The sequence below is a fragment of the Pseudomonas sp. MWU13-2517 genome, from assembly GCF_023242545.1.
In the GTDB taxonomy this organism is placed as follows: Bacteria; Pseudomonadota; Gammaproteobacteria; order Pseudomonadales; family Pseudomonadaceae; genus Aquipseudomonas.
In genome coordinates, this window is record NZ_JALMFA010000009.1 from 19,154 (window position 1) to 43,154 (window position 24,001).

Below are 24,001 nucleotides of genomic sequence, written 5' to 3' on the forward strand. Positions count from 1 at the left end.
CCTGCTCCCTCGGAGGTTCACGCATGCTCGGGCTGGTAAAGACCGCACTGCAAAAGCCGTACACGTTTATCGTGTTGGCCATATTCATTTGCATCATCGGGCCGATGGCGGCCCTGCGAACCCCTACGGATGTGTTTCCCGATATCGGTATCCCCGTGGTCGCCGTGGTCTGGCAGTACAACGGCCTGTCACCGGACGCCATGGCCGGGCGGGTGATCTATACCTACGAACGCTCGCTGAGCACCACCGTCAACGACATCGAACATATCGAATCGCAATCGCTGCCCGGCATGGGCATCGTGAAGATCTTCTTCCAGCCCGGCGTGGATATCCGTACCGCCAACGCCCAGGTAACCGCGGTTTCACAAACCGTGCTCAAGCAGATGCCACCGGGTATCACCCCGCCACTGATCCTCAACTACAGCGCCTCCACGGTACCGATCCTGCAAATGGCGTTCTCCAGCCCCAGCCTGTCGGAAGCCAAGATCCGCGACCTGGTGCAGAACAACATTCGCCTGCCTTTAAGCGCCCTGCCCGGCCTGGCCATGCCCACGCCAATGGGTGGCAAGCAGCGGCAGATCACCCTCGACCTCGACCCTCAGGCACTGGCCGCCAAAGGCCTGTCGGCACAGGACGTGGGCAATGCCCTGGCGCTGCAAAACCAGATCATCCCGGTGGGCACCGCCAAGCTCGGTCCCAATGAATACACGATCCTGCTCAACAACAGCCCCAAGGCCATCGATGAACTCAACGACCTGCCGATCAAGACCGTCGACGGCGCGCTGATCACCATCGGCCAGGTAGCCCACGTGCGCGACGGCTCGCCGCCGCAGACCAACATCGTGCGGGTCGACGGCCACCGCGCCGTACTGATGCCGGCGCTGAAAAACGGCAGCATCTCCACCCTGTCGATCATCGATGGTATTCGCCAGATGCTGCCGCGCATCAACGAAACCCTGCCACCTTCACTGAAGACCTCGCTGCTCGGTGACGCCTCGGTGTTCGTCAAGCAATCGGTCGGCAGCGTGGCCCGGGAAGGCATCATTGCCGCACTACTGACCAGCGCGATGATCTTGCTGTTCCTCGGCAGCTGGCGTTCCACACTGATCATCGCCGCCTCGATCCCGTTGGCGGTGCTGTCAGCCATCGCGCTGCTGGCGGTCAGCGGGCAAACCCTCAACGTGATGACCCTCGGCGGGCTGGCGTTGGCGGTAGGGATCCTGGTGGACGACGCCACGGTGACCATCGAAAACATCAACTGGCACCTGGAACAAGGCAAGGCGGTGAAAACCGCAATCCTCGACGGCGCCGCGCAGATCGTCGGCCCGGCATTCGTCTCGCTGCTGTGTATCTGCATCGTGTTCGTGCCGATGTTCCTGCTGCACGGCATCGCCGGGTATCTGTTCCGGCCGATGGCCCTGGCGGTGATCTTCGCCATGGCCAGCTCGTTCATCCTCTCGCGGACGCTGGTGCCAACCCTGGCGATGTTCCTGCTCAAGCCGCATACACCGGAGCAAGGTGCGGGGCATCACCCGGAAGATGACTTCATCAATCACCACGAGGGCGAGCAACACAGCAAACCGCGCAATCGCGTGCTGCAATCGGTGCTGAATTTTCAGCAAGATTTCGAGCGTCACTTCTCGAACATCCGCGACACTTACCACGGCCTGCTGACCCTGGCGCTGGGCAATCGCAAGCGCTTTATCGTCGGCTTCCTGGCCTGCGTGATCGCCTCGTTCCTGCTGCTGCCAAGCCTGGGCCAGGACTTCTTCCCGGCCACCGACGCCGGTGCCCTGGCCCTGCACGTACGCTTGCCGCTGGGCACGCGTATTGAAGAAAGCGCGGCGGCGTTCGACCGGATTGAAGCGCGGATTCGTGAAGTGATCCCGGCGCAAGAACTGGACACCATCGTCGACAACATCGGTATTCCGTTGAGCGGCATCGACATGGCCTACAGCAGCAGCGGCACCATCGGCCCGCAGGATGGCGACATCCAGGTCACCTTGAAAGAAGACCATGCGCCCACCGCCGACTACGTGAAAAAACTGCGTGAAGCCTTGCCGGAAAGTTTTCCCGGCAGCCACTTCGCGTTTCTACCGGCCGACATCAGCAGCCAGATCCTCAACTTCGGCGCCCCGGCGCCACTGGATGTGAAAATCTCCGGGCGCAGCGATGAGGAAAACCGCGCCTACGCCGTGGAACTTGAACGTCGCCTTTCGCACATTCCGGGCATCGCCGACCTGCGTATCCAGCAGTCCACCGGCTACCCGTCGCTGCAAGTCAACGTCGACCGTATGCGTGCCAATGGCCTGGGCATTACCGAGAGGGACGTGACCAACAGCATGGTCGCCTCCCTCGCCGGCAGTTCGCAGACCGCGCCGACCTTCTGGCTGAACCCGGCCAACGGCGTGTCGTACTCCATCGTCGCGGCGACGCCGCAGTACCGCCTGGACAGCCTACCGTCACTGGAAGCGTTGCCGGTCACAGGTGCCGGCGGCCAGTCGCAGATCCTCGGCGGCATGGCGACCATCTCCCGCGTGCAAAGCCCGGCGGTGGTGACCCACTACAACATCCAGCCGACCCTGGACCTGTACGCCAACGTGCAAGGTCGTGACCTGGGTGGCGTGGCCCGCGATGTGCAAAAAGTGCTGGACGATACCGCCTCCATGCGCCCCAAAGGCGCGGTGATCAGCTTGCATGGGCAAATCGACGCGTTGCACGAGGCGTTCAGCGGTTTGAGCTTCGGCCTGCTCGGTGCGGTGGTGCTGATCTACTTGCTGATCGTGGTCAACTTCCAGTCATGGGTCGATCCGTTCGTGATCATCACCGCCTTGCCGGCAGCCTTGGCGGGCATCGTATGGATGCTGTTCCTCAGCGGCACCTCGCTGTCGGTACCGGCGCTCACCGGCGCCATCCTGTGCATGGGCGTGGCCACCGCCAACTCGATCCTGGTGGTGAGCTTCTGCCGTGAGCGCCTGGCCGAACACGGCGATGCATTAAAGGCTGCGCTGGAAGCCGGCTACACGCGCTTCCGCCCGGTGTGCATGACGGCCCTGGCGATGATCATCGGCATGTTGCCCCTGGCCATTTCCGAAGAGCAGAACGCCCCGCTCGGCCGGGCCGTGATCGGCGGCTTGATCCTCGCCACCACTGCCACTTTGTTGTTTGTTCCCGTGGTCTTCAGCCTGGTCCACGGTCGTCACCCTACTCGCGCTGCTGCTGGAGAAACGTCTCATGTCGTCTGATCACAAACCCTCGCGCAAGCGTCTGATGCTCATGGGTGTCGGCGGCTTGACGTTGGCCGCCCTGTTGGTCGCCAACGGCCTCCACGCCCGCACGATGCACGAACAATCGGTTACCGCCTGGACGGAAGCCGCGGCCATCCCGCAGGTGATGGTGTTCCAACCCAAACAGAACGCCACCGGCGACACCCTGCGCTTGCCCGCGCATCTGGAAGCCTGGAGCAAAGCGCCGATCCACGCCCGGGTCAGCGGTTACTTGAAGGATTGGAAAGTCGATATCGGCAGCCAGGTCAACGCCGGGCAAGTGCTCGCCGAAATCGACAGCCCGGACCTCGATCAGCAACTGGCGCAAGCCCACGCCCGACTGGTCCAGGAACAGGCCGATGCACGCCTGGCTGAAACCACCGCCACGCGTTGGCAAAACCTGCTGGCCAGCCACTCGGTGTCACGCCAGGAGGCCGATGAAAAAACCTCCAACGCCGCCGCCGCCAAAGCCAACGCCGCAGCCGCCGCTGCCGATTACGCACGCCTGTCGGCGCTGGAAAGCTACAAGACCCTCCGCGCGCCCTTCACCGGCACTATCACAGCGCGCAACACCGATATCGGCCAGTTGATCAAGGCCGATACCGACAGCGACCCGGAGCTGTTCGACATCGCCGACACTCATCAGCTGCGCCTCTATGTGCCGGTACCACAGAACTACGCAGCGGTGATCCACCCGGGCCTTGAAGCCGAACTGACCGTACCTGAGCACCCTGGCGAACACTTCAAGGCGCGCCTGATCGGCGATTCCACCGCCATCGACCGCCGCTCCGGCACCATGCTCGCCCAGTTCGTCGCCGACAACCCCAAGGGCGAGTTGCTGCCAGGTGACTACGCCGAAGCGACCCTGCCGATTCCGGCGGACACCCACGGCGTGAGCATCCCGGCCAGCGCGTTGATCTTCCGCGCCCAAGGCACCCAGGTCGCGGTGCTGGACGCGCAAAACCACGTGCACCTGCGAGACATCCACATCGGTCTCGACCTCGGCGAGCGCCTGATCATCGACCAGGGTTTGAAACCTGCCGACCGCGTAGTCGACAACCCGCCCGACGCATTGCGCGAGGGTGATCCGGTACAACTGGCCGACGCCTCCGGAGGTGCGCATGCGCCCAAGGCTTAAGCCCCTCGCGGCGTTGATGCTGCTGGTACTGCAAGGCTGCTCGATGGCGCCCACCTACAAGGTGCCCCCGGTGGACCTGCCGGCCGGCTACCGCGAACAGACCAGCGACGGCCCGTGGCACAGCGCGCAACCGTCCGATCATCTGGCACCCGAATGGTGGAAGCTTTACCACGACTCGCGCCTGAACGACCTGCAACAACAACTGCTCAAGGCCAACCCGGACCTGGCGGCGGCACTGGCGCACTTCGACGCGTCCCAGGCCTACGCCAGCCAACTGCACGCGGGACTGTTCCCGCAGATCAGCGCCAGCGCACAACCCGTGCGTCAGCGCCAGTCGGATTCGCGGCCGCTGCGCGGTACTACCCAGCCATCGGTGTACAACAGCAACACCGCAGGGTTTTCCCTGAGCTACGACCTCGACCTGTGGGGCAAAATCCGTAATCAGGTCGCGGCCGGGGATGCCCAGGCGCAGGCGTCCGGGGACGATCTGGCGGTGGCACGCCTGAGCCTGCAACACCAATTGGCAACCTTGTATGTGCAGCTCAACGGGCTGGATGCGCAAAGCCGGATTCTCACCAGCTCGCTGGATGATTTCGGCCAGGCGTTGCAACTGACACGTAGCCGCTATGAAGGCCAGATTGCTTCGGAACTGGACCTGACGCGCGCACAAAACCAGCTGGCCGAAGCCAAGGCACAGCTGGATGAAGTGCGTGGGCAACGCAACCTGACCGAGCATGCCATTGGCGAGCTGGTCGGCGTGGCGGCCAGCGATTTTTCGTTGCCGCCGAGCCGGCAACTGATGGCCTTACCGGGCATTCCATCGCAGCTACCCAGCCAACTGCTGCAACGTCGACCGGACATTGCAGCGGCGGAACGCCGGGTGTTTGCGGCTAATGCAACTATTGGCGTGGCGAAGGCGGCGTGGTATCCGAATTTCAGCCTGACCGGATTGATCGGCGGGCAGACGCAAGGCGTCGGCAATCTGCTGTCGGCCGGCAACCGTTACTGGGCGCTTGGGCCGTTGGTGAATCTGCCGATCTTTGACGGCGGGCGTTTGAGCGCCAATGAACGCCAGGCCAAAGCTGAGTTTGAAGAGGCCTCGGCGCAGTACCGCAGCCATGTACTGAAAGCCGTGCGCGAGGTGGAGGATAACCTGGCGCAACTGAGGGATTTGCAGCAGGAAGCCCAGGATGAACAAGCGGCGGCGGATGCGGCGCAGCACACGCAGTCTCTGGCGATGAACAGCTATCAGGCCGGGGCCGTGAGTTATCTGGATGTGGTCACCGCGCAGACCGCTGCATTGCAGGCGCAACGGGCGTTGCAGGCCGTGCAGACACGGCAGTTGCAGGCGAGCGTGGGGTTGGTCACCGCCTTGGGCGGTGGGTGGCAACCGGGCGCCTGACAGGACGACCGATAGCGATGTTTCAGCTGAACCATCGCTATCGGGAGCAAGCCCCCACACGTTCCTTCACCCCATTTCAGGCAGCGAGTTTGCCGCTGGCGATGGCGGCTGAAGCAGCCACCATTGCACGCAACAACACCGCACACCCCGCTGCCAGATCATCCGGTGCGGCGTTCTCGATTTCGTTGTGGCTGATGCCGCCTTCACAGGGCACAAAGATCATCCCCGCCGGGCCGAGCTCGGCGACGAAAATCGCGTCGTGCCCTGCCCCGCTGACGATGTCCATGTTCGACAGGCCCAGCCCGTTCGCCGCGTCGCGCACAGCATTGACACAACCTTCGTCGAAATACAGTGGCGGGAAATCCGCCGTGGGCTCCATGTCGAAACTCAACCCATGCCTGGCACAGGTTTCATCGATCACGCTGCGCACTTGGGCAATCATCGAATCCAGCCGTGCCGGTTCCAGATGCCGGAAGTCCAGGGTCATACGCACTTCACCCGGGATGACGTTACGTGAGCCAGGATAGGCTTGAAGGCAACCCACCGTTCCACACGCATGGGGCTGGTGCCCCAACGCTGCCGCATTCACGGCTGCGACCACCGCCGCCGCGCCCACCAAGGCGTCCTTGCGCAGGTGCATCGGTGTCGGTCCCGCGTGGGCTTCAACGCCGCGCAGCTTCAGGTCGAACCACTTCTGCCCCAATGCCCCCAGCACCACGCCGATGGTTTTTTTCTGGTCCTCGAGAATCGGCCCCTGCTCGATATGCGCTTCGAAATAGGCGCCGACCTTATGGCCTGTCGCGGGACGTGAGCCCGCGTAGCCAATCGCATTCAACGCATCGCCCACGCTTACGCCATCGGCATCTATCTTGGCCAGGGTATCCGCCAGGCTGAATTTCTCGGCAAACACCCCCGAGCCCATCATGCACGGAGGAAAACGCGACCCCTCTTCGTTGGTCCACACCACCACTTCCAGTGGGGCCTCGGTTTCCACCTTCAGGTCATTGAGCGTGCGTAACACTTCCACCCCCGCCAGCACGCCGAAACAACCGTCGAACTTGCCGCCGGTGGGCTGGGTGTCGATATGGCTGCCGGTCATCACCGGTGGCAGGTTGGGGTTGCGCCCGGGGCGGCGCGCGAAGATATTGCCGATACCGTCGACGGTGACCGTGCAACCGGCCTCCTCGCACCACTGCACGAACAGGTCGCGGGCCTGGCGATCGAGGTCGGTAAGGGCCAGGCGGCACACGCCACCCTTGGGAGTGGCGCCGAGCCTGGCCAAGTCCATCAAGGACTGCCACAAGCGTTCACGGTTGATGTGCTGATGGGTGGATTGCAGAACGTCCAGGGCAGCGTTCATGGGGATCTCCTCAGGCTACATTTCTCAGGAATTGACGGCGACCGGACTGGCCCCGCGCTTGGCATTCAAGCCGTAGTACAACAAGCCGCCCAACGCCGAACCGGTAAACCAGCCATAGCTGTAGAACCAGTTGAAGGCGTCACTGCCCAGCGACAGCAAGGTCAGCACCACCGGCACGCCGAAGGCGATAAAACCGCTCCAGTTCCACGCCGGATAGACGTCGTCGCGGTACAGACCGGCGAGGTCCAATTGCTGCTTGCGGGTGATGAAATAGTCCACCACCATGATCCCGGCAATCGGTCCCAACAGGCTTGAATAGCCCAGCAACCAGTTGGAATACACAGTTTCAAGGCTCACATCCGAGACGATCAGCCCGAGTTTTTTCAGCAACTCGTGCCCCATCAATGTCAGCCCCACCAAGCCAGTCAGAATCACGGCGGTCGTGCGATTGATCAGCTTGGGCGCGATGTTCTGGAAGTCATTGGTGGGCGATACGATGTTCGCCGCCGTGTTGGTGGACAACGTCGCGATGATGATCAACGCCATGGCGACCGCCACCCACACCGGGCTCTGGATATGCCCGATCAAGCTCACCGGGTCGGAGACGCTGACGCCCACCAGTTTCACTGAGGCGGCGGTCATGATCACGCCGAGGGCAGCGAACAGGAACATGGTCAACGGCAAGCCGAAAATCTGGCCGAGAATCTGGTCTTTCTGGCTTTTGGCATAGCGGCTGAAATCGGGAATGTTCAGCGACAACGTGGCCCAGAAACCCACCATCGCGGTAAGGCCGGCCATGAAGTAGCCAATGAGGCTCGCCCCTTGCGGGCGCTTGGGTGGGATGGCCATGAGTTCGCTGAGCGACACATTCGGCATCGCCCACACCAGCAGGCCGATCCCCACCGCCACCAGCAACGGCGCCGACAGGGTTTCCAGGCGCTTGATCGACTCGGCACCACGCAGTACCACCCACAGGTTCAGGGTCCAGAAGATCATGAAGCCGATCACTTCGCCGGTGCCGCCCAGGGACTTCCAGCCTTCGAAAATCGAGCCCAGGAACAGATGGATCGCCAACCCGCCGAACATCGTCTGGATCCCGAACCAGCCGCACGCCACCAGCGCCCGGATCAGGCACGGTATGTTGGAGCCGAGAATGCCAAAGGACGAACGCAATAACACCGGAAACGGAATGCCGTACTTGGTGCCCGGAAACGCGTTGAGGGTCAGCGGAATCAGCACCACGATATTGGCCAGCAGGATCGCAATCAGCGCTTCGCCCACCGACAATCCGAAATACGCGGTAAGCACCCCGCCCAAGGTGTAGGTCGGCACGCAGATCGACATGCCGACCCACAGCGCGGTGATGTGCCACTTGTTCCAGGTACGCTCATGCACCTTGCTCGGTGCCATGTCGTGGTTGTAGCGAGGGCTGTCGAGGACGTCGGGGCCGGCGTCGAGTTCGTACAGGCCGTTGCGCTCAATGACTTGCGATCTGTTCTGTTGCATGGCCGCTCCACGGTTTTTTCGAATTATTGTTGCTCACCCCGCGCTGACGCAGGATGGCCGGAGTACCGCGTTAACAACATGACATCACGGGCCCGGCCAGCCGTCATTGCACTCAATAACCGTGCCGACAACCCACCTCGAACCCGCACCGCTTATATAACCTGCTGATGTTTATCAGCTTTCCGATTGAGCCTCGGGTACTTGCGACGTTACTCAGGCTAAATAACGTGGAAGTTGTTCGAACCGTCAGGACCAATCTGGTGCAACACAATTATTTTTATTTCCCGTCGCCGTCAAGTGGCATATCTCAAGCGTCTGATTTGCAATAAGAAATGTTGCTGAATTTAAGAACCTGTCAAGTGCGTCAAAATGGTGAGAGCCCGCTACATTTTGGTGATTCTTAATTTTTATCCTTATAAATCAACTAATTAAACAAAGAATAAGCTTATAAAAAATCTTCTTGCCCATTATAAAATCTCGGGCTAGTTTCTATTCCTGTCACCGATGACAGGAATTAATCGACCATCGGCAAGCCGCATTACAACACTTAGAACTGGCACAAGCCGGTCAAGCCTGTGAGGAACTCGACATGTCGCTGTTGATCCGTGGCGCCACCGTTATTACCCATGATGAAAGTTACCGCGCCGATGTTTTATGCGCAGGCGGTCTAATTCGGGCTATTGGCACGAATCTGGATCTTCCCGCCGGCACTGAAGTACTCGATGGCAGCGGCCAATACTTGATGCCCGGCGGCATCGACCCCCATACCCATATGCAACTGCCCTTCATGGGCACCGTGGCCAGCGAAGACTTTTTCAGTGGCACGGCGGCGGGCCTGGCGGGCGGCACAACCTCGATCATCGACTTCGTGATTCCCAACCCCCAGCAGTCGTTGCTGGAAGCCTTTCACCAATGGCGCGGCTGGGCGCAGAAGTCTGCAGCCGACTACGGCTTTCACGTCGCGATCACCTGGTGGAGCGAGCAGGTGCGCGAGGAAATGGCCGAGCTGGTCAGCCATCACGGCATCAACAGCTTCAAGCACTTCATGGCCTACAAGAACGCGATCATGGCGGCCGATGACACCCTGGTCGCCAGCTTCGAACGCTGCCTGGAACTGGGTGCGGTGCCCACCGTGCACGCGGAAAACGGCGAGCTGGTGTACCACCTGCAACGCAAGCTCATGGCCCAGGGCATTACCGGGCCGGAAGCGCACCCGCTGTCGCGTCCTTCCCAGGTGGAGGGCGAAGCGGCCAGCCGCGCGATCCGTATCGCCGAGACCCTGGGTACACCGTTGTACCTGGTGCATGTGTCGACCAAAGAAGCCCTCGACGAAATCACCTACGCCCGTGGCAAGGGCCAGCCGGTCTACGGCGAGGTCCTCGCCGGGCACCTGCTGCTCGATGACAGTGTCTACCGGCACCCCGACTGGCAAACCGCCGCCGGCTACGTGATGAGCCCGCCGTTCCGGCCACGCGGGCACCAGGAAGCGCTGTGGCATGGGCTGCAATCAGGCAACCTGCACACCACCGCCACCGACCATTGCTGCTTCTGCGCCGAGCAAAAAGCCGCCGGTCGCGACGACTTCAGCAAGATCCCCAACGGCACCGCCGGTATCGAAGACCGCATGGCGCTGCTGTGGGATGAAGGCGTCAACACCGGGCGCCTGTCTATGCAGGAGTTCGTCGCGCTGACGTCCACCAACACCGCAAAGATCTTCAACCTCTACCCCCGCAAAGGTGCGATCCGGGTGGGTGCGGATGCCGACCTGGTGCTGTGGGACCCGCAAGGAACGCGGACCATCTCCGCCAAGACCCACCACCAAAACGTCGACTTCAACATCTTCGAAGGCAAGACCGTACGCGGCGTGCCCAGCCACACCATCAGCCAGGGCAAGCTGGTCTGGGCCGATGGCGACCTGCGCGCCGAGCGCGGTGCCGGGCGGTATGTAGAGCGGCCTGCGTATCCGCCGGTGTTCGAGCAGTTGAGCAAGCGGGCTGAGCATTCCAGGCCCACCGCTGTGGAACGCTGAAAGCGGCCTTCGGCCTTTCGCCGGCAAGCCCGGTTCCCACCTGTCGATGTGTGAACACATTCAACATGTGGGCACTGGCTTGCCGGCGAAGGGGCCCGCACCGGCAACACAAAAACCAATGCCCATCAGAGGCAGCACCTCAATAACCGTGAGGCCAACACCGTGATCCAGACCCTGACCCACCTCCCCCACCCTCATGCGGACGGGGCAACGTTAGCCAGCCAGTTCACCGACCTGGCGCCGCCCCTCAACCGCCGTCAAGCCCAACTGGAAGCCTCGCGCTGCCTGTATTGCTACGACGCGCCGTGCGTGAATGCGTGCCCCAGCGAGATCGATATCCCGTCGTTCATCCGCAATATCCACACTGAAAACGTGCAAGGTGCGGCGCAGAAAATCCTCTCGGCCAACATCCTCGGCGGCAGCTGTGCCCGGGTCTGCCCGACTGAGATCCTGTGTCAGCAGGCCTGCGTGCGTAACTACGCCGAGGAATGCGCCCCGGTGTTGATTGGCCTGTTGCAACGTTACGCCATCGATAACGCGCACTTCAGCGAACACCCGTTCCAGCGCGCCGCAGCCACCGGCAAACGCATCGCTGTGGTCGGCGCCGGGCCTGCGGGGTTGGCCTGCGCGCATCGCGTGGCCTTGCACGGTCATGACGTGGTGATTTTCGAAGCGCGGGAAAAAGCCGGCGGGCTGAATGAATACGGCATCGCCAAATACAAACTGGTGGATGACTTTGCGCAAAAGGAATTGGATTTCCTGTTGCAGATCGGCGGTATCGAGATTCGCCACGGCCAGCGCCTGGGGGACAACCTGACCTTGAGCGAGCTGCACCAGCAATTTGATGCGGTGTTCCTCGGCCTCGGCCTGGCCGCCAGCAAACAACTCGGTGTGCCCCACGAAGATGCGCCCGGCCTGCTTGCCGCCACCGACTACATCCGCGAACTGCGCCAGGCCGATGACCTGAGTCAATTGCCCCTGGCCGACCGTTGCATTGTGCTCGGCGCCGGCAACACAGCCATCGACATGGCCGTGCAAATGGCCCGCCTGGGGGCTCGCGACGTGAACCTCGTTTACCGTCGTGGCCTGGCGGAGATGGGCGCCACCCAGCATGAGCAGGACATCGCCAAGGCCAATCAGGTGCGGCTGCTGACCTGGGCCCAGCCCGAAGCGGTGCTGCTGGATGATCAAGGTCGTGTACGCGGCATGCGCTTCCTGCGCACGCACCAGGAAAACGGTCGCCTGCACCCGACCGGCGAAACCTTTGAGTTGGCCGCTGACGCGATCTTCAAGGCCATTGGCCAAGGGTTCGACGACGCGGCCCTGCGCGACCCCTTGGCCCAGCAACTGCACCGCGTCGGCGAGCGCATCTTCGTCGACGAGCATCTGCGCACCAGCATTCCAGGCGTCTATGCCGGGGGCGACTGCGTCAGCCTCGGCCAGGACCTCACCGTGCAGGCGGTGCAACATGGCAAGCTGGCCGCCGAGTCCATGCACGCCCAACTCATGCTGAATGTGGAGGCTGCGTAATGGCCGATCTCTCGATTGTGTTCGCCGGTATCAAGGCCCCCAACCCATTCTGGCTGGCCTCCGCGCCGCCCACCGATAAAGCCTACAACGTGGTCCGCGCCTTCGAGGCCGGCTGGGGCGGCGTGGTGTGGAAAACCCTGGGTGAAGACCCGGCGGCGGTGAATGTGTCGTCACGCTACTCGGCCCACTACGGCGCCAATCGTGAAGTGCTGGGCATCAACAATATCGAGCTGATCACCGACCGCTCCCTGGAGATCAACCTGCGGGAAATCACCCAGGTGAAAAAGGACTGGCCGGACCGCGCGCTGATCGTCTCGCTGATGGTGCCCTGTGTTGAAGAGTCGTGGAAAAACATCCTGCCCCTGGTGGAGGCCACCGGCTGCGACGGCATCGAGCTGAATTTCGGTTGCCCCCACGGCATGCCCGAACGCGGCATGGGCGCGGCGGTAGGCCAGGTGCCGGAGTATGTGGAGCAAGTGACACGCTGGTGCAAGACGTACTGCTCGCTGCCGGTGATCGTCAAGCTCACGCCGAATATCACCGACATCCGAGTGGCGGCGCGTGCCGCCTATCGCGGCGGCGCGGACGCGGTATCGCTGATCAACACCATCAACTCCATCACCAGTGTGGACCTGGAACGTATGGTCGCCCTGCCGGTGGTCGGCACCCAGAGCACCCACGGCGGTTATTGCGGCTCGGCGGTCAAACCGATTGCCCTGAACATGGTCGCGGAAATCGCCCGCGATCCACAAACCCGAGGCCTGCCCATCTGCGGAATCGGCGGCATCGGCAACTGGCGCGATGCAGCGGAGTTCGTCGCCCTGGGTTGCGGCGCGGTGCAGGTGTGCACGGCGGCGATGTTGCATGGGTTTCGCATTGTGGAAGAGATGAAGGACGGGCTGTCGCGCTGGATGGACAGTCAGGGTTACACGAGCCTGCAGGACTTCTCCGGGCGGGCGGTGGGCAATACCACGGATTGGAAGTACCTGGACATCAACTACCAGGTGATCGCCAAGATTGACCAGCAAGCCTGCATTGGCTGCGGGCGTTGTCATATCGCCTGTGAAGACACCTCGCACCAGGCGATTGCGAGTCTGAAGCAGGCGGATGGCACGCATCGATACGAGGTGATCGACGATGAGTGCGTCGGTTGCAACCTGTGCCAGATCACCTGTCCGGTGGCGGACTGTATCGAAATGGTGCCGATGGACACGGGCAAGCCGTTTTTGAATTGGACGCAGGATCCGCGTAACCCTTATCGGGAAGCGGTGTAGGTCTTCAGAGCGCTATCGGGAGCAAGTCCCCCCATCAGGCCGGGTTCGCAATTTTGTGCTTGTGAATAGGGTCAAATGGGGCTTGCTCCCGCTGAGGCCAGCCCCCCAACACAGACCTCAAGGCTCCAGGCCAATTCCCCGCAAAATCACACTGGTCACGGTCTGAATCGCCTTCTCGAACTGCATGTCCGACAACGGCTGGTGATCATTCAGAATCGTCACCTGATGATCAAAGTCTGCATAGTGCTGGGTTGACGCCCAGATCATATACAGCAGGCTCGACGGTTCCACCGGCAGGATGCGTTTGTCTTCCACCCATTGGCGAATTTTCGCTTCCTTCATCTTGGCCCAGTCGTACAGGCTTTCATCCAGCGCCTGGCCCAAGGTCGGCGCGCCGTGAATGATTTCGTTGGCCCAGACTTTCGACCCATAGGGCCGCGTGCGCGAGCGCTGCATCTTGGCGCGGATGTAACTGCTCAACACCACACGCGGGTCGTCGAAGGTTTCGAAGCTCAGGGCATCCTGTTTCCACACGTCCAGCAGGTCGAACAGCACAGCGCTGTACAGTTCGCTCTTGGTGGTGAAGTAGTAATGCAGGTTGGAACGCGGCAGTTGCACTTCCTCGGCGATGTCGGCCATGGCGGTGCTGCCATACCCTTTCACCGCGAAGACCTTTTCCGCCGCCAGCAGGATTTTTTCGACGTTGACTCGACGAATTCCGATTTTATGATTGCCCATAAGGGCTCCCTGACAACAACATGGCTTCAAGACTACCATCGGCTCTAGGCCGCGGCGACACGCCACAACGAAACTTCTGACGCGAACCTTTCCCCCGGAAAACGGATTGGTTAGCATCGCGGTCCCGATGAAGGACCCTGATCATGACTATTCGACCGCGTGTCGCCACTGACGACGCCGTGCTGGGTGCACTGTGGGAACGCTCGGTGCGTGCCACTCATGACTTCCTGCCTGAGGACGACATCCAACGTTTGCTGCCCGTGGTGCGTGATGCTTACCTGCCCATGCCCGCCCTGGATGTGTGGGTGTATGAAGACCAAAACGGTATCGGCGGGTTCATCGCCACCGGCGGGCACAATGTGGAAATGCTGTTTATCGACCCCGACCGACGTGGCCAGGGCATCGGCCGGCAATTGCTCGACCACGCCCGTGCCCGCCATGACACCCTGACGGTAGACGTCAACGAACAAAACCCACAGGCCGTGGGTTTCTATCTGCACTATGGTTTTATCCAGGTCGCGCGCTCACCGCTGGATGGCGAAGGCAAACCCTTTCCCTTGCTGCATATGGCTTTACCCACTTCCTGAACTGAAGGTATCGAACAATGCTGATCAAGAACGCCCTGACCACCGTCGCCCTGCTCGCATCCCTGCTGGGCGCCTCGGCCGCATTTGCCCATGCCCACCTCAAGAGCTCGACGCCCGCGGCCGACAGCACCGTCGCCGCGCCCGCCGACCTGCGCCTGACCTTCAGCGAAGGCGTCGAAGCCACCTTCACCAAGGTGTCCCTGAGCAAGGATGGCACCGAAGTCGCGATCAAAGGCCTGGAAACCCCCGACACCGACAAGAAAACCCTAGTCGTCACGCCAGCCGCCCCCCTCGCTGCCGGCAACTACAAAGTGGTGTGGAATGCCGTGTCGGTCGACACCCACAAGAGCAACGGTGAATACAGCTTCAAGGTCGGCCAATAACCCATGGCGACACTGCTGGTGCTGTGCCGCTTTGTGCATTTCATCGTCGTGCTGTTGATGTTCGGGGCCTGTGCATTCAGGCCCCGCTTGTTGGGCACAGAACGGCAACCGGCACTTGACCGGCAACTGCTGCGTATCACTCGCGTGCTCGCCGGGGTGGGGTTGTGCTCCGGCGTGGCCTGGTTGCTGTTGATCACCGCCAGCATGGCCGGCAGTTGGGACGCGGCGCTGCAACCGGCTACCGTGCAGGTGGTGCTGGGCAAAACCTTCTTTGGCCAGGTGTGGGTCTGGCATCTGTTGTTGAACCTGCTGCTGGTGATCGCACTGATCAAGCCCTGGCCCGCTTTGCGCCTGCCGTTGATCATTCTGCTGTTGGCCACACTGGCACCTGTAGGTCATGGCGCCATGCTCGATGGGTTGAGCGGGCAGTTGCTGATCCTCAACCAGGTGGTGCACCTGATGTGCGTGGGTGCCTGGCTCGGCGGGTTGCTGTTGCTGGTGTTGGTGCTCATACAGCCCCGACAGCATGCGCTGGCAGCGATCCTGAAGCGCTTCAGCGGCGTGGGGTATGGTCTGGTCGCCGGGCTGCTGGTGACGGGGTTGATCAATGTGCGCGTGCTCACCGGGCAGCTATGGCCCACGCCCTTGTTCAACGGTTTTGCCCTGATTCTGTTGATCAAAGTGCTGCTGGTGCTGGGCATGTTGGCGCTGGCGCTGCTGAACCGGTTGCGTATCGAACGCTGTGAAGAGCACTTGGGCAGCCTGAAAGCCAGTGTGCTGTTGGAAGGGTTACTGGGCATAGCGGCGGTGGCTGCGGTCTCCCTGCTTGGCACTCTCCCACCGATGGTCATGACCGGCTAAAAAACCAACGCTGAAATGCAGGCGACGCGATCCGGCACGAACGCCGCGGCGATACCCTTGCAGAAGCCTGGCTCCCACATTGACGTAGCGATTCTTGGTCGAATCACCCTGGTTATCGTACAACCTCTGCTTGACAGCCCTCGAAAACCCCGTAAATATCCCGCCAGATGTTGTACGACGACGTACGACAAATAATAAAAATTACAAAAATGGGAGCTTCACTGTGCGTTCATTCGCCCGCAATTCCTCGTCGTGTATCGGTCTCCTCAGCCTTGGCAGCCTGGCGTTTACCCTCCCCCTCAGCGCTCAGGCGGAAGGTTTTATCGACGACGCCAAGGCCACGCTCAATCTGCGCAACGCCTACTTCAACCGCAATTTCACCAACCCGACCAATCCCCAGGGCATGGCGCAAGAGTGGACACAGAACTTCATCCTCGATGCCAAGTCCGGCTTCACACAGGGCACCGTGGGTTTCGGGATTGATGTGCTGGGCTTGTACTCGCAAAAGCTGGATGGCGGCAAAGGCACGGGCGGCACGCAGTTGCTGCCGATCCACAGCGATGGCCGTCCGGCCGACAACTTCGGTCGACTGGGCGTGGCGCTGAAAACCAAGCTGTCGAAGACCGAATTGAAGGTGGGCGAATGGATGCCGGTGCTGCCGATCCTGCGCTCCGACGACGGCCGCTCGCTGCCGCAGACGTTCCGTGGCGGCCAGGTCACCTCCAACGAAATCGCCGGCCTGACCCTCTATGGCGGCCAGTTCCGCGGTAACAGCCCGCGCAACGACGCGAGCATGGAAGACATGTTCATGAACGGTAAAGCCGCGTTCACCTCCGACCGCTTCAACTTCGGCGGCGCCGAATACACCTTCAACGACAAGCGCACACAGGTCGGTGTGTGGTACGCCGAACTGACCGATATCTACCAGCAACAGTATTTCAACCTGACTCACAGCCAGCCCGTGGGCGACTGGACCCTGGGTGCCAACCTCGGCTTTTTCAACGGCAAGGAAGACGGCAGCGCCCTGGCCGGCAACCTCGACAACAAGACCGCCTTCGCCCTGCTGTCGGCCAAGTACAACGGCAACACCTTCTATGTGGGCCTGCAGAAACTCACCGGTGACAGCGTATGGATGCGGGTCAACGGCACCAGTGGCGGCACCTTGGCGAACGACAGCTACAACGCCAGCTACGATAACGCCAAGGAAAAATCCTGGCAGGTGCGCCATGACTTCAACTTCGTAGTGCTTGGCATTCCGGGGCTGACCATGATGAACCGCTATATCAGCGGCAGTAACGTGCACACAGGGGCGATCACCGACGGTAAGGAATGGGGCCGTGAATCGGAACTGGCCTACACGGTGCAAAGCGGTGCCTTGAAGGATCTGAATGTGCGCTGGCGCAATTCGACCATGCGTCGGGATTTCAGCAACAATGAGTTTGATGAGAATCGGATCTTTATCAGCTACCCGATTTCGCTGTTGTAAGGTTGCGGACCGAGCACACACGTTGAGTCATTGCACATCCCTCATTTGAAAACCCATCACCGGTAATGGCGTTGACAACCTGGGGGATCCCTAACAATACTTCCACCCAGTCATACGACAACCTACAACAACAATGGAACCCTCATGACCACCACCACAACCACGCCTGTTCCATTCAACCGCTTGCTGCTCACCGGTGCCGCCGGTGGGCTGGGCAAGGTGCTGCGCGAACGCCTGCGCCCCTACGCCCAGGTACTGCGCCTGTCGGATATCGCTGACATGGCCCCGGCTGCCGACGCCGGCGAAGAAGTGCAAACCTGTGACCTCTCCGATAAACAAGCCGTGCATCATCTGGTCGAAGGTGTCGATGCGATCCTGCACTTCGGCGGCGTGTCGGTTGAGCGCCCGTTCGAAGAAGTCCTCGGCGCCAACATCTGCGGGATTTTCCATATCTATGAAGCCGCCCGTCGCCATGGCGTGAAGCGCGTGATTTTCGCCAGTTCCAATCACGTGATCGGCTTCTACAAGCAAGGTGAAAAACTCGACGCCCACTCCCCTCGCCGTCCGGACAGCTATTACGGCCTGTCCAAATCCTACGGCGAAGACATGGCCAGTTTCTACTTCGACCGTTACGGCATCGAGACCGTGAGCATCCGTATCGGCTCCTCGTTCCCGGAGCCGCAGAACCGCCGGATGATGCACACCTGGCTGAGCTTCGACGACCTCACACACCTGCTGGAGCGCGCGCTCTACACACCCGACGTCGGCCATACCGTGGTGTACGGCATGTCGGATAACCTCGACACCTGGTGGGACAACCGCTACGCCGCGCACCTGGGCTTTACCCCAAAGGACAGCTCCGAGGTGTTCCGCGCCCAGGTCGAAACCCAACCGCCCGTGGCCGACAATGACCCGGCCAAGGTTTACCAGGGCGGTGCGTTCTGCGCGGCCGGACCGTTCGGTGATTGACCAATGACCGCTGAATTGATTGTCGACGCGCGCAATGCCGTGGGCGAATGCCCGGTGTGGGTGCCTGAGGAAAACGCGCTGTACTGGGTGGATATTCCCAATGGCGGCCTGCAGCGCTGGAGCGCCGGCACCGGTCACATCGCCGCCTGGAAAGCCCCGCAGATGCTCGCCTGTATCGCCCGCACCGCGGCCGGCAACTGGATCGCCGGGATGGAAACCGGCTTTTTCCAGCTCACCCCCCACAACGACGGCAGCCTCGACAGCACAGGCTTGGCGACCGTCGAACACCCGCGTGCGGATATGCGCCTGAACGACGGCCGCTGTGACCGTCAAGGCCGCTTCTGGGCCGGCAGCATGGTGTTGAATATGGGCTTGAACGCGGCCGAGGGCACCCTCTACCGCTACGAGTCCGGCCGGCTGCCACACGCTCAACTGGGCGGTTTCATCACCCTCAACGGCCTGGCCTTCAGCCCCGATGGACGCACGATGTATGCCTCGGACTCACACCCGCTGGTGCAGCAGATCTGGGCCTTCGACTACGACATCGACACCGGCACGCCGTCCAATCGCCGCGTGTTCGTGGACATGCACCACCACCCCGGCCGCCCCGACGGTGCTGCCGTCGATGCCGACGGTTGCTACTGGATCTGCGCCAACGACGCCGGGCTCGTCCACCGCTTCACCCCCGAGGGTCGCCTCGACCGCTCCCTCAGCGTGCCGGTAAAAAAACCCACCATGTGCGCCTTCGGCGGCAGTCGCCTGGACACTCTGTTCGTCACCTCGATCCGTGACGACCAGAGCCAGCAGTCCCCGGCCGGCGGCGTATTCGCCCTCAACCCGGGAGTCCAGGGGCTACCCGAACCCACCTTTGCGCGCTAGGTAGCGCTTCAAGGCGGGCTGTTTTTCAGGCGGCCCGCCGTGTCGATACTGACGACTACCGACAACCCCGGCCGCAGCCGCTCGCTCTCGGCCTGATCAGGGTCAACCGTTATCCGCACCGGCACGCGCTGAGCGATCTTCACGAAATTGCCGGTGGCATTGTCCGCCTGCAACAGGCTGAACTCCGAACCCGTCGCCGGGGAAATATGCTGCACCGTACCGTGAAACTTGCGATGGTTCAGTGCGTCCACGGTGAAAGTCACCGGCTGGCCGACCTGCACGTGGTCCATCTGGGTTTCTTTCATATTGGCGATCACCCACAACTGCGGGGGCACCAGGGCCATCAGCTGTGCGCCGGAATTGACATAGGCGCCAAGGCGCACGCCAATCTGCCCCAATTGGCCGTCACGCGGCGCGGTGATGCGAGTGTTGGACAGGTCGATACGTGCCAGCTCCACCGCCGCCTCGGCACTGGCCACGGCAGCTTCCAGGGAGCCGCGATTGACGATCACCGTTTGCAGATCCTGCCGGGCAATTTCCAGGCTGGCCTTGGCCTGGGCCACCGCGGCGAGCGTCTGCGCATTCGCCGCACGGGTCACGTCCAACTCGCGCTTGGACACTGAGCCGTCGCTGATCAGCGCTTCATTGCGACGCAGGTCGGCGATGCTCTTGCGTGACTGCGCCTCGCTGTCCGCCAACGCGGCCTGGCGCAGCTTGATGGTGGCTTCGGCGCTGTTGCGCTGCTGCACCACATTGGCCAACGAGGCTTTCTGCACCGCCAATTGCGCCAGCGCCTGGTCGAGGCGCTGCTTGTAGATGCGGTCATCCAGGCGCACCAGCAGGTCGCCAGCCTTGACGTACTGGAAATCCTGCACCGGTACTTCAAACACATAACCGCTCAGTTGCGGCCCGATGATCGTCACCTGGCCGCGCACCAACGCGTTCTCCGTGGTTTCCACGGCGCTGCTGAACGGTGGCAACTGCCAGGCATACAGCACGATCAGCACGCCGACGATGGCGATCGCGGCAAAGCCCAGGGATGAGATGATGCGCACCCGCAGCGAACGCGGCTCGGTGATGGTTGAGCCCGGCGGGGTACTGCCTTCCGGGGTTGAGGCGATGGCGTTGGTGGTGGTTGTGGTTGATTCGGTCATGAAGAAACGCCGCTGGGTTGAACGGGAGGGGCTGCTGCTCGGGTAGTGCTCATCAGCCACAGGCTGCGGATAAAGATCCAGAGCATAGTCAGTATTGCGATGATCGCGATCAGCATGAAGACATCGTTGTAAGCCATTACGTTTGCCTCCCGGGTCGCTGCCGTGGCAAGGCTGCGGATACCCATGAGGTTACGCAGTTCCGGGTCGGCGACGATACCGCCATAGGCCGAACCGCCGCTCTGCACGCGCGCGGCCACACGCGGGTCGAGCAAGGTCAGGTGCTCGACGAGCATGCTCGAATGATACTTCTCGCGCACGATCTGGAAGGTGCCGAGCAAGGCCGCGCCGATCAGGCCGCCGAGGTTCTGGCAAATGCCGAACATCACCGAAAAACTCACCAGGTTGCGCGGGTTGGTCAGCACGTTCTTCGTGCCCAGCACCATGGTCGGCCCCAGGAAGAAAGTACCGCCAAAGCCCAGCAGGAACTGGCTGATATACAGATTCTGCGGCCGGGTCAGGTTGCTGGAGAAACTGTCCATCACCGAGCCCACGGCCATCAGCGCCAGAGAAATCACCAATGGCATCAGCAGGTGCGCAGGGTTGATGGTCAATGCGCTGACCACCAGCCCGGCAATCGCCCCGGCCAGCATGACCACATACAGCGTGTGCATCTGCTGGTAGCTCATGTTCAGCATCTGCATGAACCCCACCGCACCGGTGGACTGTTCCGACAGCACCATGCGAATCAGGATCACCGCCAGCGCCAGGCGAATCATGGTGCCGCTGCCGAGCCAGCGGGTCATCAGCATTGGGTTGGCGCGGTTATGCTCGATGGCCAGCCCGGCCATGATCAGCACCAGGGAACAGGCCGAGGCGATGCCGATCCAGGGTGCTTCCAGCCACCAGTCGATACGGCCCAGGGACAGCACCGCGCACAGCAGCGCCACGCCGGTGGCGAGGATGGCGAAGGTGAGGAAATCGAGCTTTTCGAAGGTCTTGAAGCGGTCGCCGGGTGGCAGCTTGAGCAGGAACACGCAACCCAGGCAGATCAGCGCCATGCCCAGCTCAAACAGGTAGAGGCCACGCCACTCGGCAATCTGCAGCAAGTCTTCGGAGAACAATCGCGCCAGGGGCAAGGCCAACTGCGCGGTGCCCAACCCCAGCACCAGGGCTTTGAGGCGCCACTTGGCCGGGAACGCCTGGATCATGTAGTACAAACCCAGGGAACTCAGCGCCGCCCCCACCATGCCATGGGCCGCCCGAACCGCAATGGCCGAACTGAGGTCGTTGACGAACAAGTGGCCGAAGGTCACCAGCGCATACAGCACCAGGAACACCTCGGTAAACGCACGCAGGCCGAACTGCTGGCGGAACTTAACCAGCAGCAGGTTCATGCACACATTGGTCATCACATAGGCGGCGGGTAGCCAGGCCATTTCGGCGGTGGTCGCACCCAGTGCGCCTTGCAGGTATTGCAGGTTGGCGATAACCAGGGCATTGCCCAGGCCACCGGTGATCGCCACCAGCACGCCTACCAGCGCGAACAGCCAGCGCTTGCGTGTGGGGTGCAGCGGTGTAGACGGCGAGCCGGGCAGGCTCGGACGCTCGTGAGGCTCCCAGGTGTGGGGAGTGTATTTGTCCATTCGATGACCTAGATGAGCCGACGGGTTAGGTCGGTAAAACCATGACCCAGGGATAGTAAACCTGAGAGCCGCTCATCTTGCCATCTTGGGGTGGGATTGAAGCCCGTATTCTGTAGGAGCGAGCTTGCTCGCGAAAAAACCACAGGCGCCGCGTTCATTCAGGAAGCACGCGTTATCGTTGACGTTTTTCGCGAGCAAGCTCGCTCCTACAGTGGTTGTTCAGATGTTTCTGGAGCGCATTTGCGATCAGATCCAGCCCAGCCAGCTCCAGTAAGTGGCGGCAAATACCAGCATCAACAGATAACCCACCAACGTCACCAGGATGCCCACCTTGGCAAATTGGCGCGCCGTAAATGTCCCCGTCCCCAGACACACCATGTTCTGCGGCGCATTGATCGGCAAAATAAACCCGTAACTCATCACAAACCCCAGCAACATCGCCATCCCCAGGCGACTGAATTCTCCCGGCAGGGTCTGCAACACGGCAATCAGGATCGGCAGCAACGCCGAGGTCAATGCCGTCGCGCTGGCGAACCCCAGGTGAATCAGGATCAGGAACGCTCCCAGAATCGCAAACACCCCCAACGGCCCCACTTGATCCAACCCGGTGTGCGCCACCACCTGCGAACCCAGCCATTGCCCGGCCTGGGTCGTCAGCAGCGCCGTGCCCAGGCTGATACCCACACCGAACACAATCACCGTGCCCCACGGAATGCGCGATTGCACATCCTTCCAGGTCATCACGCCCAGGCCCGGCAGCAGCAGGAACACCAGCCCGGCGTAGGTGGTGGAGGTGGTATCGAAACTGTGCAGGCGCCCTTCCGTGGCCCACGCCAGCAGCAACAACACCGAAACGGCCAGCAGGCGTTTCTGCGGGCCGGTCATGGGGCCGATCTCCACCAGCGATTGCGCCACCGCTTCTTTACCACCGGGGATGCTGTCGGTTTCCGGCGGCAGCAACTTGAGCACCAGGAACAACAGCACGGCCGACATAATCAGCGCCCACGGCGCGCCGGCGATCAGCCAGTCGATCCACGACACGCGCTGACCGAGCATCTTGTCCATGAAGCCGACGGTCAGCAGGTTCTGCGCTGCCGCGGTCTGGATCCCGACGTTCCAGATGCTGGTGCCCTGGGCCACCACGATCATGATGCCGGCGGCGATGTTCGAGCGCTTGTCGACGCCAAAAGCGGCGATCACCCCCATCATGATCGGCACCACACAGGCACTGCGCGCCGTGGCGCTGGGCACCACCAGGCTGAGCAGGAGGGTGACGGCAATCGCGCCCAGCAGGATGCGCCGGGTGCTGGTGCCGACGCGGCTCAGGGTCACCAACGCGATGCGCCGGTCCAGGCCGGTGTGGGTCATCGCCGCCGCAATAAACAGGGCCCCCGCCACCAGCGCCAGCGCAGGATTGGAGAAGCCCGTCAGCGCCATACTGATGGCTGGGCTTGAGCCGATCAGGTGCGTCGGGTCTTGCAGCGATGGCGCGGTGCCGAGCAAAAACGCCATGAGCGAGGTGATCATGATCGCACTGGCTTCATAAGACACCGCTTCGCTGATCCACACCACCACGGCAAATGCGAGGATCGCCAGCATGCGCTGCCCCGCCACTGGCAGGTCGGCGGGCAGCGGCAACAGCAGCACGCCAACCATCACCAGTACGGCGACCACCAGGCCCAGGGGTAACTTGAAGGATGCAGCGGTTGTGGCAGGGGCGTTCATGGGGGACTCCGGGCCTCTAAATCAGGCCTGGAGCATGAGGCAAAGCGTCGCGTAGCGTGTTGACAGGTATC

General features: G+C 61.8%; 18 protein-coding genes. 12 read left to right on the forward strand and 6 right to left on the reverse strand.

What is annotated here, in order from left to right:
- Nucleotides 1-23: 23 nt before the first annotated feature.
- Genes M5B97_RS14475 through M5B97_RS14485 form a run of 3 tightly spaced genes read left to right on the forward strand, consistent with a single transcriptional unit; the run spans nt 24 to nt 5,806 of the window.
- Nucleotides 24-3,245: an efflux RND transporter permease subunit gene (locus M5B97_RS14475; protein ID WP_248731831.1), complete on the forward strand. Its 3,222-nt coding sequence runs from the start codon at nt 24-26 to the stop codon at nt 3,243-3,245.
- The gene (locus M5B97_RS14480; protein WP_248731832.1) at nt 3,235-4,404 is read left to right on the forward strand and encodes an efflux RND transporter periplasmic adaptor subunit; all 1,170 of its coding nucleotides are present in this window, start codon (nt 3,235-3,237) and stop codon (nt 4,402-4,404) included. Before M5B97_RS14475 ends, M5B97_RS14480 begins: the two co-directional genes overlap by 11 nt.
- On the forward strand, nt 4,388-5,806 hold the full coding sequence (locus M5B97_RS14485) for an efflux transporter outer membrane subunit (protein WP_248731833.1): 1,419 nt from the start codon (nt 4,388-4,390) through the stop codon (nt 5,804-5,806). Before M5B97_RS14480 ends, M5B97_RS14485 begins: the two co-directional genes overlap by 17 nt.
- Before the next feature lie 76 nt (nt 5,807-5,882).
- On the opposite strand, the gene M5B97_RS14490 is transcribed toward M5B97_RS14485, so the two are convergent.
- Together M5B97_RS14490 and M5B97_RS14495 are read right to left on the reverse strand one after the other, a co-directional pair.
- The gene (locus M5B97_RS14490; protein WP_248731834.1) at nt 5,883-7,166 is read right to left on the reverse strand and encodes a Zn-dependent hydrolase; all 1,284 of its coding nucleotides are present in this window, start codon (nt 7,164-7,166) and stop codon (nt 5,883-5,885) included.
- 24 nt (nt 7,167-7,190) lie between these two features.
- The gene (locus M5B97_RS14495) at nt 7,191-8,672 is read right to left on the reverse strand and encodes an NCS1 family nucleobase:cation symporter-1 (protein ID WP_248731835.1); all 1,482 of its coding nucleotides are present in this window, start codon (nt 8,670-8,672) and stop codon (nt 7,191-7,193) included.
- Between the two features lie 589 nt (nt 8,673-9,261).
- On the opposite strand from M5B97_RS14495, the gene hydA reads away from it, so the two are divergent.
- The 3 genes from hydA (at nt 9,262) to preA (ending at nt 13,505) form a co-directional block, all read left to right on the forward strand.
- The gene (hydA, locus tag M5B97_RS14500; protein WP_248731836.1) at nt 9,262-10,701 is read left to right on the forward strand and encodes a dihydropyrimidinase; all 1,440 of its coding nucleotides are present in this window, start codon (nt 9,262-9,264) and stop codon (nt 10,699-10,701) included.
- A gap of 162 nt (nt 10,702-10,863) precedes the next feature.
- Complete coding sequence (locus M5B97_RS14505) at nt 10,864-12,231, forward strand: NAD(P)-dependent oxidoreductase (RefSeq protein WP_248731837.1); 1,368 nt, start codon at nt 10,864-10,866, stop codon at nt 12,229-12,231.
- Nucleotides 12,231-13,505, forward strand: coding sequence for an NAD-dependent dihydropyrimidine dehydrogenase subunit PreA (gene preA / locus M5B97_RS14510; RefSeq protein ID WP_248731838.1), 1,275 nt, complete (start codon nt 12,231-12,233; stop codon nt 13,503-13,505). The genes M5B97_RS14505 and preA overlap by 1 nt, the downstream gene beginning before the upstream one ends.
- 117 nt (nt 13,506-13,622) lie before the next feature.
- On the opposite strand, the gene M5B97_RS14515 is transcribed toward preA, so the two are convergent.
- Nucleotides 13,623-14,243 (reverse strand): TetR/AcrR family transcriptional regulator, encoded by a 621-nt coding sequence (locus M5B97_RS14515; protein ID WP_060756775.1) that lies wholly within the window; start codon nt 14,241-14,243, stop codon nt 13,623-13,625.
- Nucleotides 14,244-14,386: 143 nt separating this feature from the next.
- Here M5B97_RS14515 and M5B97_RS14520 point away from each other — a divergent pair, with 143 nt between their 5' ends.
- From M5B97_RS14520 to M5B97_RS14545, 6 genes are all read left to right on the forward strand, one after another.
- A complete protein-coding gene (locus M5B97_RS14520; protein WP_123717895.1) occupies nt 14,387-14,830 on the forward strand; it encodes a GNAT family N-acetyltransferase in 444 nt (147 codons plus the stop codon).
- Nucleotides 14,831-14,847: 17 nt separating this feature from the next.
- Nucleotides 14,848-15,213 carry a copper homeostasis periplasmic binding protein CopC gene (copC, locus tag M5B97_RS14525; protein ID WP_123717896.1) on the forward strand — a complete coding sequence of 122 codons (366 nt, stop codon included), beginning with the start codon at nt 14,848-14,850 and terminating at the stop codon, nt 15,211-15,213.
- Between the two features lie 3 nt (nt 15,214-15,216).
- Nucleotides 15,217-16,074, forward strand: a complete 858-nt coding sequence (gene copD / locus M5B97_RS14530) for a copper homeostasis membrane protein CopD (RefSeq protein WP_248731839.1) — start codon at nt 15,217-15,219, stop codon at nt 16,072-16,074.
- A gap of 223 nt (nt 16,075-16,297) precedes the next feature.
- Nucleotides 16,298-17,560: an OprD family porin gene (locus M5B97_RS14535; RefSeq protein WP_134657834.1), complete on the forward strand. Its 1,263-nt coding sequence runs from the start codon at nt 16,298-16,300 to the stop codon at nt 17,558-17,560.
- A 144-nt stretch (nt 17,561-17,704) separates the two neighbouring features.
- Nucleotides 17,705-18,529, forward strand: a complete 825-nt coding sequence (locus M5B97_RS14540) for an NAD(P)-dependent oxidoreductase (protein ID WP_134657835.1) — start codon at nt 17,705-17,707, stop codon at nt 18,527-18,529.
- A 3-nt stretch (nt 18,530-18,532) separates the two neighbouring features.
- Nucleotides 18,533-19,408 carry an SMP-30/gluconolactonase/LRE family protein gene (locus M5B97_RS14545; RefSeq protein ID WP_248731840.1) on the forward strand — a complete coding sequence of 292 codons (876 nt, stop codon included), beginning with the start codon at nt 18,533-18,535 and terminating at the stop codon, nt 19,406-19,408.
- 8 nt (nt 19,409-19,416) lie between these two features.
- Here M5B97_RS14545 and M5B97_RS14550 read toward each other — a convergent pair whose 3' ends face one another.
- The 3 genes from M5B97_RS14550 to M5B97_RS14560 all read right to left on the reverse strand — a co-directional run bounded on the left by M5B97_RS14550 (nt 19,417) and on the right by M5B97_RS14560 (nt 23,930).
- Nucleotides 19,417-20,562 (reverse strand): HlyD family secretion protein, encoded by a 1,146-nt coding sequence (locus tag M5B97_RS14550; protein WP_248731841.1) that lies wholly within the window; start codon nt 20,560-20,562, stop codon nt 19,417-19,419.
- Complete coding sequence (locus M5B97_RS14555; protein ID WP_134657838.1) at nt 20,559-22,205, reverse strand: MFS transporter; 1,647 nt, start codon at nt 22,203-22,205, stop codon at nt 20,559-20,561. The genes M5B97_RS14550 and M5B97_RS14555 overlap by 4 nt, the downstream gene beginning before the upstream one ends.
- 246 nt (nt 22,206-22,451) lie before the next feature.
- Nucleotides 22,452-23,930, reverse strand: a complete 1,479-nt coding sequence (locus M5B97_RS14560) for a DASS family sodium-coupled anion symporter (protein WP_134657839.1) — start codon at nt 23,928-23,930, stop codon at nt 22,452-22,454.
- Nucleotides 23,931-24,001: the final 71 nt, after the last annotated feature.